Source organism: Pseudomonas sp. HTZ2 (genome assembly GCF_033173945.1).
Classification (GTDB): Bacteria; Pseudomonadota; Gammaproteobacteria; order Pseudomonadales; family Pseudomonadaceae; genus Aquipseudomonas; species Aquipseudomonas guariconensis.
Map to the genome: position 1 here is coordinate 1,581,164 of NZ_CP137332.1, position 11,432 is coordinate 1,592,595.

Below are 11,432 nucleotides of genomic sequence, written 5' to 3' on the forward strand. Positions count from 1 at the left end.
TCGAAGGTAGCGATTTCTTCAAGGGGATTGACCGCGCGCAAAGCGCTTCGTTCAGCTACGTTCGTCGGATTCCAGCGCGTGCAGCCGGGCCTGCGCTTGGGCCAGTGCCCGCTCCAGTTCTACCTGACGGCTGACGTCCTTCTGGATGCCGATGAAATAAGTGCGCTGGTCGGCGGGGTTGTGCACCGGCGTAATCGACAGCTCGTTCCAGAAGGCGCTGCCATCTTTGCGGTAGTTGCGCAGCACCTCCCGGCATGGCCGGCCTTCGGTCAGGGCCCTGCGGATTCGCGCGCGGCCGAGTTGGTCGCGATCATCGGCCTGCAGGAAGCGGCAGTCCTGGTAGAGAATTTCGTTGCGGGCATAGCCAGTCAGGCGTTCGAACGCTGCGTTCACGTAGATCAGGATGGTGTCGTCGCCTTCCTGTTCGGCGACCACGATTCCGTCGTTCGACGCATCGATCATCGATTGCAGCAGTTGCGCGTTGATCATGTCCGGGCCTTGGGCAAGCGGGGGACTTTGGTGGGAGTGCGGCCTTTTGCCACGGGTGAATGCTAGTATCCTACGTTTTCACTCAGTTTCGGAATCCTCTGCCCGATGAAAGTCGCCATTATTTCAGGCTCGGTGTATGGCACCGCCGAAGAAGTCGCCCGTCACGCCGAGTCTGTGCTCAAAGCCGCCGGTTTCGATGCCTGGCATGCCGCCCGTGCCAACCTCCAAGACCTGCAGGGCTTTGCCCCGGATGCCTTGCTGGCCGTGACCTCCACCACTGGCATGGGTGAGCTGCCGGACAACCTGATGCCGCTGTACAGCACGATCCGCGACACCCTGCCGGCGGCCTGGCGAGGATTGCCCGGCGCGGTGATCGGCTTGGGCGATTCCAGCTATGGCGATACCTACTGCGGTGGTGGCGAGCAGATGCGCGAGCTGTTTGCCGAACTGGGCGTGCGGGAAGTACTGCCGATGCTGCGCTTGGATGCCAGCGAGACCGTGACCCCCGAGGCTGATGCCGAGCCGTGGCTGGCTGAGCTGGCGGCGGCGCTCAAGGTTTGATACGGGCGCATACCTAACACGGCCCGTTCGCGGGTGAACCCCTACAAGCTCAACGCAATCCTTGTGGGCGCGGGTTTACCCGCGAACAGGACGTCGCCGCGGCTACAGGCCTGACGCAGGCCGTTCGCGCACCAACTGCAACCACGCCTGTGCTGCTTTCGACAGGTAGGCCCCACGGCGCCAGATGAACGCGATGTCCCAGCGCAGATCCGGTGGGTTCAATGGCACCCGCACCACGCCTGGACGTTCCAGAGCCCGCGCCACGACCCGCGGCAGCAGCACCACCCCTTGCCCGGCCGCCACCAGTGCGGCCAGAAAGTCCGCTTGCCCGCTGCGTCCCCCTTCCTTGGGCGTGAAACCTAGTTGTTGGCAGGCACCGAGCAGCCGGTCATTGAGCACGAAACTGCGCTGATACAGCAGAAATGGTGTGTCCGCCAACTGCAGCAACTCGATCTGGAGCTCCTTCGCCAAGGCATGCGCCTGGGGCAACAGCGCATCGAGCGGCTCATCGCAGAATGGCTGGTACTCGAACGCCGGGTCCGTGGGCGTGATGCAACCGCCCAGCTCCAGTTCGCCACTGCTGACAGCCTGTTCCACCGTGCGGCTGCCGCCCTCGATCAGCTGGATCGAAATGTTCGGGTGACGCCGCCGGTATTCGGCGAACAAACCGGCGAACAGCGCATCGCTGCCCAGCAGCGGCAAACCCAGGCGCAGTTCGCCGCGGGCCATCTGGCTGAGATCGTCCAGCTCGTTTTGCAGCTCCTGGCGCTGGCGCAGCAATGCCTCGCCGCGTGCCAGGACGATGCGCCCGGCGGCGGTCAGGTGCAATTGCGAGCCTTGGCGCTCCAGCAAGGGCTGACCTAGGGCCTGCTCGAGTTGCGCGACTTGTTTGCTCACGGCGGACTGGCTGATGTGCAGGGTCTGCGCCGCCTGGGTGAAGCCCCCGCGGTGCACGACTTCGATGAAGCTGCGAAGCTGCTTGAATTCCATGTTTCGAATTCCGTTTTGGAATGGTGATCAGTCTAACAATTCGCTTCTGGCCTAGGCAGGGCAAATCTAGAATGGACCCCAGCCGAGGACCCTTCCCAATGAAACCCGCCTTACTGAAAAAATACCTGCGCCTGCTCGTCGAGCTGGCGGTCCTGCTTGCCTTGTTTCTGCTCGGCGGCCAGCTTTCCACTTGGCTGGGATGGCCGATCCCGGGTGGGGTGATGGGCTTGGCCTTGCTCCTGCTGTTGTTCGCCTGCGGCGTGCTCAAACCTGCCACCCTGCAGGCCGGCGCGGGTTGGTTGATGGCTGAAATGCTGCTGTTTTTCATTCCGGCGCTGATGAGCCTGCTGGACTACGGTGGCCTGCTGCGCAGCGAGGGTTGGCGCATCCTGCTGGTGATCGCAGTGAGCACCCTGATGGTGATGGTGGTGACCGCCGTCACGGTGGAACTGGTCTGCCGCTGGAGGCTGCGCCATGAGCCTTGAGCCAATGCCGTTGTTCTGGCTTGTCCTGACCCTTGTTGCTTACTTGGGCAGCCGCTGGTTGTACCGGCGCAGTGGGCGCTATGTCCTGTCGCCGCTGATTCTGGTGCCGGCATTGCTGTTGGCGGTGGCCGTGCCGCTGCACACTGCGTATGCCGAGTACGCGCGCGACACCCACTGGTTGATGGGCGTGCTGGGCCCGGTGACCGTGGCCTTCGCGGTGCCGATCTGGCAGCAACGGATGATGCTGGCGCGCCATTGGCCGGCGCTGCTGGTGGGCATGCTGGCCGGCAGCATGGCTTCGATCGCCAGCTCCTGGGGCCTGGCGCACCTGCTGGCACTCGACAATGCGGTGAGCCGGTCGTTGTTGCCGCGCTCGATCACCACGCCCTTTGCCATGCCCTTGGCCCAAGACCTGGGCGGCGTGCCGGAGCTGACGGCGGTGTTCGTCATGTTCACCGGCGTACTTGGCGCCATGTTCGGGGGCGTGTTGCTGCGCGTGCTGCCTTTGCGTACGCCCCTGGCCCGTGGCGCGCTGTTTGGCGTCGGTGCCCATGGCGCCGGGGTCAGTCGGGCGCAGGAGGTGGGCCGTGAGGAAGGCTCGGTGGCCGGCTTGGTCATGGTGCTCACCGGCCTGCTCAACCTGTTCGCCGGCCCCCTGTTGGCAAGACTGCTGTGACCGTTCGTGCCCCTGACCCGCAAAGCCAGCAAGCTGGCTGCCAACGCAAGTTTCGTCGCCCGGTGTGCTGGCTAGACTGAGCCTCGACATAGAGAGCACATGTAAGTGCCGAGGTAACTTGCAATGAACGCAGCCCTGCCTTATGACGCCAACACTTATCTACCGGGACAACACTGATGCCACTGGCCGAAATACCATTGTGCGTCTGGCGTACCCGAGCTCAGAGTTTTGCCTTTCGGGGCCAGACCATCCGCTACTGGACAGCAGGGCAGGGAGAGCCACTGCTTCTACTTCACGGTTTCCCCACGGCCAGCTGGGATTGGCACTACCTGTGGGTACCCTTGACCCAGCGCTTTCGTGTGGTCGCTTGCGACATGCTCGGCTTTGGCGACTCGGCCAAGCCGCTGGACCATGACTACAGCCTGATGGAGCAAGCCGACCTGCAACAGGCCTTGCTCGCCCATCTGAACATCGATCAGCCTGTACATCTGCTGGCCCACGACTACGGCGGCACCGTTGCCCAGGAGTTGCTGGCGCGCCACTGTGAACAACGCATCGAGATCGCCAGCTGCGCGTTCCTCAACAGTGGGCTGTTCCCAGAGTGCTACCAGGTCTTGCTGGTGCAAAAGCTGCTGCTCAGCCCCCTAGGCTGGCTGGTGTCCCGCAGCTTTGGGCGCGATGACCTGGTGCGCAACGTCAGCCATATCTATGGCCCTTGCACGCACCCGAGCGAAAGTGCCCTGGATGATTATTGGAGTCTGATCGTTGCCAATCGCGGCACGCGCATCCTGCACAAGCTGATCGGTTACCTGCCCGAGCGACGCCTGCACCGTGAGCGCTGGGTGGGCGCCTTGCTGCGACGATGTGTACCGCTGCGTTTCATCAATGGCGTGGCCGATCCGCTGTCAGGCGCGCGGATGCTCGAGCGCTACCGGCAGTTGGTACCCGATCCCGACACCGTGGCGCTGCCGGGCATTGGGCACTATCCCCACACCGAGGCTCCGCAACAGGTGCTGCGCCATTACCTGTCGTTTCGTGAACAGCCGATGATCGAGGCGCCACGCAAGGTGGCCTGGTCCTAGGGGGTTGCAGGCATAAAAAAGGCCGCTGCATCGCAGCGGCCAATCGAGACGTTAGATCAAGGAGCTTCAAAATCAACGTCGGTGAACCTTGGTGGCCCGAAAGGCTGGGGGGCGCCTTCGTACCGATCCAATGCCGTAAGAATAGGTGTATCTCGAGGTGGGAAAAACACCTCCTTATGACATTCACCTTTACATTGCCGGTGATAATCCTTCCCCTGGTCTCGAGGCTCATTGCGGCGTTTTCAGTAGGTTCTTCAGGTCTGAACGTAGGTTAGTACACCTGCATTTCCATCAGCTTTGTTCTTTCTGATTTCTGCACATTGCGATTTCCTACATTGCATTGAGACAGAAGTCATGAATTTTCCCTTGACCTTTCCTTCCACGGTCTCGCCTGTCGCTGGCCAGGATGTCCTGAGCGCTTTGGTCGTGTTGACCATGATGATGCAGGCCGAAGTTGCGCTTGCGCCCGGCTTGCCGCCTCGTGTTACGCCTGTCGACGATCCCGAGCGGTGGCTGGACGAACATTGGCAGGTCAAAAGCGATCACTGGTGGATGGAGCAGTCCCCGCTGCTGAATGAACAGCTTCGGGCGTTGCTGACTCTGCAGGTGCGAGCCCGTGCCTTGCGTCGTGGCGCTCCCAGACAGGACATCGAAGCTCTGCTGCCAGACGCTGATCCCGTCTTTGCATCCGTCTCACTGAAGACGAAAGAGGGTGAGCTGGTGCGTATTCCTGGCTTTGTGGCGTTGTGCGATAACCCCTATGACGATGAGCTGTCTTTCGTCCTCTACGGCTTGGGGGCCGGTGTCTGGTTCGATAGCCATCAACGTATGGTCGAGACATTGGTCCGCTACCTGCGGGCGGATAATTGCTGGACACAGGGTCTGCCCGCCCGAGCGCGTGCGGCCCTGACGGACACCACGTCCGTGGAGCTGGTGTTGAGGCCGCTGCGGAGTCGACCTGAGGTGTATCTGCTTGAAGATATGCAGTTGCTGCAACGCCGGCTGGTCATCGACGGGCTTGCTGCTGAGCCTGAAAACGGTGAGGGTGCCGTTGCCCTTGTGCCCTTGTTCGAACAACTCCAAGCAAGCGTGGCCGATGCCGTCGGTGCTTTGCGCAAGGACCTGGCGCCGCAGTGGTTGCGACACCTGTCGCCTGCCGAGCGCGAGCGGTTGGCGAAGCTGCATCAGGTTGTGAACGAAACCGAGCGCCAACTGGCCGAGCAAACTCAGCACAGTGACTTCTACACCTATGCCAGCCAGCAACTTGACGCTTGGTTGACCGCTAAAGGGTTTGCGCAATTGTCTGCCGAACAGGTACGACTGCATGTCAGACACGACTTCACAGCGGATGCGCCGCCGCAAATGGTTTCACTGCTCGAATGGGTCTGTGGCGGTGCTTACCATGGCAAGCGCCTGGCAATGACGATCCAGCACGAGGGCCTGCGCAATGCCCTGGGCGACCAAGGCGTATGGTCGCTCGCCAATGAATTACAGCTGCATCGAGGTTATGTCGAGCACGTCGAGCAGACCTATGCCCTCGACGAAAACCGCTATCTGCTGAGCAGAGCGCTGGATGCCAGGCTGCAACTCGCCAGGCAGGCGGCGGACTTCCAGGGCCTTGATCGCAGAGCGGTGCGGTTGCTCGAGCAGGCCACACAGGACACATGGGCGCAGCGCTCCGGAACAAGCACCATCACGGTGGCCCTGTTGTCCATCAATGGCGAAATGCTTCTGACCGATCATCTGTACATCTACAGCGATGATATCCATGTGCTCTATGCGCCCGGGTCGCCGGCGGGCGATCTGCAAGCGTTCAACTCACCTGGGCAGATGAGTTTCGCGCTGGGGGCACTGACCGCCATGCCTGCGGGGCGCGACTACCTCGTCGAGCGTGTCCGCCATGCCGACCGTCCTGCGTTGAATCGATATCTGACGCGTATAGCCAGCCTGCCTCAGGAATGGTCACGCGAGACGATCACCCTGCATCCGCAGGACATTGACGGCTGGCAGCAGGTGATCCAGCACTGGACCGAGTTGAGGGTGATGAAGATTCTCGACGATCTCGAAGAGATCCGGCCGGTGGTACCTGCCAGGCCGGACGGGACGCTGCAACGACGCGTGGACGACATCGACCACGAGTTGCGCGTGCTGATGACGGATTACCAGGCAGCTGCCCAGGTGCCGACGTTCATGGCCTATGCCCGTGACCGCGTGAGCGAGCGCATCAATCGTTTCCCGGGCAAGAAGGAGGGATGGATCGATGCCGATACCGTTCTGGTCGAGTTGGAGCATGGCGTTCGTCAGTCCTTGACCCAAGTGGTGGCCAGCGGATACCCCGCGGATTTCAATTTCAGGGACTTCGCCAGGCTGACGTCGACCGTGGGCCAGGACCTGTCCCATTTGAGCAACCGAGCGATCGATGGTTACATCCGGGCCGCCAGGCTCGGTGAGGGGTACTGCGATGAGATCCGCAAGAGTTATCTCGACCCGGACGCAGATGCCCAGTCCAGGCCGCTGGAGCTGCATCGCCACATCACAGGCATGAAAATTCAACGCGATTGTCTGGTGGAGCTGCAGAGCGGACGCCTCAGCGACGCGCATGCCGACTGGCTGAAACCGGTCTGCATGGCATTTCATCGGGGCAGTTTCGTCGACGATTGCAAATTGGCAATGCTGAAGATCAACGGGGCCGCTGTAGTCGGTGGGTACCTGCTGCAGTCGCCCCAGGCCAAGGGCACTTTGGTCTATCTCAGCGATGGGCCTGGTGGGCGGTACCTTTATACGGTCGAGGATTTTGTCGAGCAGTGGCGAAGCGATGCTCTGCAGGACTGGGTCTACGCGCATGTCTCGATTGACGATGAGCTGTTGATCCGCGAACTCAATGAGAGCGTGCGAAACGATGACTTCGCCGATGCGTCAGAAAGCAAGGGAAATGCGAGGATCGCCCGGTCGTTGCAGGTGCTGTACAACATCCGGGATCTTTCGGTTGCTCTACGCCAGCGTATACAGCGCTTGCTGGCCGATGCGAAACGCGATGCCTACAGCGCGGCGAGGCGTATCACCCAAGAGGTGTTCTGGCTGGTCGGTCTGGTGGCGGATGTCATCGCCTTGGCGTTCCCGCCGGCGCGAATCGTTCTGGGCTTCATCAAGGCCGGCGCTGGGTTCTACCGCAGCCTCGCGGCGTTGCGTGATGGCGATAAGACGGCAGCACTGTTATCCCTGCTCGGAGCCGTCGCCAGCTTGCCCGGGATTACGGATGTGGTGAAGTTCTATGGTACCCAGCTGGTTGATCGAGGCAGCAAACTCTGGTCGACGTTGTTTCCTGGGGAGTCATCCGCACTGAGTCTGTGGGTGAAGAACCAAGTCGAGGCACTCAAAGCGTTCTATGAGCGGCATGAGGTGTTCAAGGAGCTTGGCTCGGGTGCTTTCCAACCGTTGAATAAACGATTCGAGGAAGAGTTGTCGTGGTATACGCAACTGGTTGCTTCCACAGAGCAATCAGCCCCTCGTCAGTTCACCTGAGGCCGCCATCGGGGTCAGGGACGGCACCTCAACGCATGAGCTAGGCCGCTGGCTCATACCCCATACGCTTGCTGACGGCGCCTGCCGCCGCCAGCAAGCGCTTCGCCGCCGGTCCCTGTTCGTCGGCATGGAAGATCGACGTCGGACCGACCACCGTCATCACCGCGGCAATCTGGCCCATGGCGTTGAACACCGGCGCGGACAGCGCGTCCACGCCGGGCATCAGCAAACCGTGCACGTGATGCAGCCCGCGTGCACGGATCTGGGCCAGCACGGGCTCGTAGTCGCTGAATGACTGGTCCATGGCGGCCAGCTCCTGGTCGCGCAGTTCCACTGTCTCGCGTTCGGGCAGGTGGGCGGCGAACACCAGGCCTGTGGACGAACTGAGCAGCGGCAGGACCGAGCCGATCTGCGTGACCACCGTCACCGCGCGCACCGCAGGCTCGATGCTGACCACCGTCGCCCCCTGATTGCCCCACACCGCAATGAAACAGCTTTCGTTGAGCTCGTCGCGCAGTTGCGACAGGGGCAGCGCCGCGACCTTCAGCACGTCGATGCTACCCAGCGCCGCCATGCCCACCCGCAGTGCCTCACGGCCCAGCCCATAATGGTTGGTGGCAGGATCCTGCTCGGCGAAGCCGCTGGCGATCAGCGCCTGCAAGTAGCGATGCACCTTGCTCGCCGGCATGTCCACGTGTTCGGCCAGTCGCGACAGCGACGTGGATGGAGAGAGTTCGGCAAGGGCTTTGAGAATGTCGGTGCCGACTTCCGCCGAGCGGACCTTCTGCTTGCCGTTGTCGGCAGGGGAGCTGGCTTTGGCCATGGGATGGGAATCCAGGGGAGACAGGTGGGCGTCTTTATAGCTTGACGCCTTTCGGCAATCAAATTACGTTATTCGTAATCTGATTACGATAAAAACAATGCAGACGCGCTGCAACGCCTGGAGTACTCACCGGAACGCGCCGGACAGGGCCAGCAGCCAGCTGCCAGCAACGGCTCTCATCGAGCCCGGAGGCACCCGATGAATCTCGATTCTTCCCCTGATCTTCAGTACCTGAGCGGCTTCGGCAACGAGTTCGCCAGTGAAGCGCTGCCCGGCGCCCTGCCGGTCGGGCAGAACTCCCCACAGAAAGCCCCTTACGGCCTGTACGCCGAACTGCTCTCGGGTACCGCATTCACCATGGCCCGCAGCGAGCTGCGTCGTACCTGGCTGTACCGCATTCGTCCCTCGGCGCTGCACCCGCGCTTCGAGCGTCTGGAGCGTCAACCGCTGACCGGCCCGCTGGGCCAGATCACCCCCAACCGCCTGCGCTGGAGTCCCCAGTCGATCCCGTCCGAGCCCACCGATTTCATCGAAGGCTGGCTGCCGATGGTGGCCAACTCGGCCTCGGAGAAGCCGGCTGGCGTGAGCATCTACATCTATCGTGCCAATCGTTCCATGGAACGGGTGTTCTTCAATGCCGACGGCGAACTGCTACTGGTGCCGGAGCAAGGCCGCCTGCGCATCGCCACCGAACTGGGGGTGATGGAAGTCGAGCCGCTGGAGATCGCCGTGATCCCTCGGGGCATGAAGTTCCGCGTCGAGCTGCTCGACGGCCAGGCCCGTGGCTACATTGCCGAGAACCATGGTGCCCCGCTGCGCATCCCGGACCTGGGCCCGATCGGCAGCAATGGCCTGGCCAACCCGCGTGACTTCCTGACCCCAGTGGCGCGCTACGAAGAGGTCAGCGGGCCAGTGCAACTGGTGCAGAAGTTTCTCGGCGAACACTGGGCCTGCGAACTGCAGCACTCGCCGCTGGATGTGGTCGCCTGGCACGGCAGCAACGTGCCGTATAAGTACGACCTGCGTCGCTTCAATACCATCGGCACGGTCAGCTTCGACCATCCCGATCCTTCCATCTTCACCGTGCTCACCTCGCCGACCAGCGTCCACGGCATGGCCAACATGGACTTCGTGATCTTCCCGCCACGCTGGATGGTGGCCGAGAACACCTTCCGTCCACCTTGGTTCCATCGCAACCTGATGAACGAATTCATGGGCCTGATCCAGGGGGCCTACGACGCCAAGGCTGAAGGTTTCCTGCCGGGCGGTGCCTCGCTGCACGGTGTGATGAGCGCCCACGGGCCAGACGCCGAAACCTGCGAGAAGGCCATCGCCGCGGACCTGGCGCCGCACAAGATCGACAACACCATGGCATTCATGTTCGAGACCAGCCAGGTGCTGCGTCCGAGCCGTCATGCCCTCGAGTGCCCGCAACTGCAGGCCGACTACGATAGTTGCTGGGCCACCTTGCCGAGCACCTTCAACCCGAATCGGAGATAACCCATGAACCAGACCGCCATCGCCCGTAGCTGGGTCGAGCACGCCAACGGGCACAGCGACTTCCCGTTGCAGAACCTGCCCCTGGGCATCTTCAGCCGTCCAGGCCAGGCACCGCGTTGCGGCGTAGCCATCGGTGACGCGATCCTCGATCTGGAAGCCGTGCTGGGCGCCGGCCTGTTCGACGGCCAGGCCAAGGTCGCTGCCGAAGCCACCCGAGGCGGCGCGCTGAATGCGTTCCTCGCCCTGGGCCGTGAAGCCCGTGTGGCCCTGCGCGAGCGTTTGATGGTGCTGCTGGGCGAGCACAGCGAGCATCAAGCGGCCTTGAAGGCTGCCCTGTATCCGGCCAGCGAGTGCCAGCTGCACCTGCCTGCGAAGATCGGCGACTACACCGACTTCTACGTAGGCATCGAACATGCCAAGAACGTGGGCAAGCTGTTCCGCCCGGACAACCCGCTGCTGCCCAACTACAAATACGTGCCGATCGGTTACCACGGCCGTGCCTCCACCATCCGTCCCTCCGGTACCGACGTGCGCCGTCCCAAGGGCCAGACCCTGCCGGCCGGGCAGACCGAACCGAACTTCGGCCCGTGTGCGCGTCTGGACTACGAGCTGGAATTGGGCATCTGGATCGGCCAAGGCAACGACATGGGCCAGCCCATCCCGGTGAGCGACGCCGCTGAGCATGTGGCCGGCTACTGCCTGCTCAACGACTGGTCCGCGCGCGATATCCAGGCCTGGGAATACCAGCCACTGGGCCCGTTCCTGTCCAAGAGCTTCATCACCAGCATCTCGCCCTGGGTGGTTACCGCCGAAGCCCTCGAGCCGTTCCGTTGCGCCCAGGCGCCGCGTCCTGAAGGCGACCCGCAGCCTCTGTCCTACCTGCTGGACAAGCGTGACCAGGCCGCGGGTGCCTTCGATATCGAACTGGAAGTGCTGCTGGTTACCGAGAAGATGCGCGAGCAGGGCCTGCCAGCCCATCGCCTGACCCTGAGCAACACCCGCAGCATGTACTGGACCGTGGCCCAGATGGTGGCTCACCACAGTGTCAACGGTTGCCAGTTGCAGCCGGGTGACCTGTTCGGTTCGGGCACGCTGTCCGGCGCCACGCCCGGCTCGTTCGGCAGCCTTCTGGAGATCACCGAAGGTGGCAAGCATCCGGTGGAGCTGGCCAGCGGCGAGGTGCGCAAGTTCCTGGAGGACGGCGACGAGATCATCCTGCGTGCCCGCTGCATCCGTGACGGCGTGGCGAGCATCGGCTTCGGCGAATGCCGCGGCAAGATCATCTCGGCCAACTGAGAGGTCAG

Annotated in this window: 10 protein-coding genes; 7 read left to right on the plus strand and 3 right to left on the minus strand. The window is 62.5% G+C overall.

All coding sequences use genetic code 11. The features are described from left to right. Positions 1–51: 51 nt before the first annotated feature. Complete coding sequence (locus R6G97_RS07440) at positions 52–489, minus strand: PAS domain S-box protein (RefSeq protein WP_043209595.1); 438 nt, start codon at positions 487–489, stop codon at positions 52–54. A 105-nt stretch (positions 490–594) separates the two neighbouring features. On the opposite strand from R6G97_RS07440, the gene R6G97_RS07445 reads away from it, so the two are divergent. Further along, positions 595–1,050, plus strand: a complete 456-nt coding sequence (locus R6G97_RS07445) for a flavodoxin (RefSeq protein WP_043209593.1) — start codon at positions 595–597, stop codon at positions 1,048–1,050. A 102-nt stretch (positions 1,051–1,152) separates the two neighbouring features. Here the strand turns inward: R6G97_RS07445 and R6G97_RS07450 are convergent, their stop codons facing one another. Next, on the minus strand, positions 1,153–2,040 hold the full coding sequence (locus R6G97_RS07450; RefSeq protein WP_090346823.1) for a LysR family transcriptional regulator: 888 nt from the start codon (positions 2,038–2,040) through the stop codon (positions 1,153–1,155). Positions 2,041–2,138: 98 nt separating this feature from the next. On the opposite strand from R6G97_RS07450, the gene R6G97_RS07455 reads away from it, so the two are divergent. From R6G97_RS07455 to R6G97_RS07470, 4 genes are all read left to right on the plus strand, one after another. Then, positions 2,139–2,525 carry a CidA/LrgA family protein gene (locus R6G97_RS07455; protein ID WP_043209588.1) on the plus strand — a complete coding sequence of 129 codons (387 nt, stop codon included), beginning with the start codon at positions 2,139–2,141 and terminating at the stop codon, positions 2,523–2,525. After that, a complete protein-coding gene (locus R6G97_RS07460; RefSeq protein WP_070576323.1) occupies positions 2,515–3,201 on the plus strand; it encodes an LrgB family protein in 687 nt (228 codons plus the stop codon). Before R6G97_RS07455 ends, R6G97_RS07460 begins: the two co-directional genes overlap by 11 nt. Positions 3,202–3,377: 176 nt before the next feature. Then, positions 3,378–4,283: an alpha/beta fold hydrolase gene (locus tag R6G97_RS07465; protein WP_043209585.1), complete on the plus strand. Its 906-nt coding sequence runs from the start codon at positions 3,378–3,380 to the stop codon at positions 4,281–4,283. 354 nt (positions 4,284–4,637) lie between these two features. Continuing rightward, positions 4,638–7,805, plus strand: a complete 3,168-nt coding sequence (locus R6G97_RS07470; RefSeq protein ID WP_317847960.1) for a hypothetical protein — start codon at positions 4,638–4,640, stop codon at positions 7,803–7,805. Positions 7,806–7,845: 40 nt separating this feature from the next. Here R6G97_RS07470 and R6G97_RS07475 read toward each other — a convergent pair whose 3' ends face one another. Further along, positions 7,846–8,628 carry an IclR family transcriptional regulator gene (locus R6G97_RS07475; protein WP_182816385.1) on the minus strand — a complete coding sequence of 261 codons (783 nt, stop codon included), beginning with the start codon at positions 8,626–8,628 and terminating at the stop codon, positions 7,846–7,848. A gap of 198 nt (positions 8,629–8,826) precedes the next feature. Between R6G97_RS07475 and hmgA the strand changes: the two genes are divergently transcribed. Then, entirely contained in the window at positions 8,827–10,128 is a 1,302-nt protein-coding gene (gene hmgA / locus R6G97_RS07480; RefSeq protein WP_102081605.1) for a homogentisate 1,2-dioxygenase, read from the plus strand. A 3-nt stretch (positions 10,129–10,131) separates the two neighbouring features. Continuing rightward, positions 10,132–11,424, plus strand: a complete 1,293-nt coding sequence (gene fahA / locus R6G97_RS07485; RefSeq protein WP_317847961.1) for a fumarylacetoacetase — start codon at positions 10,132–10,134, stop codon at positions 11,422–11,424. Positions 11,425–11,432: the final 8 nt, after the last annotated feature.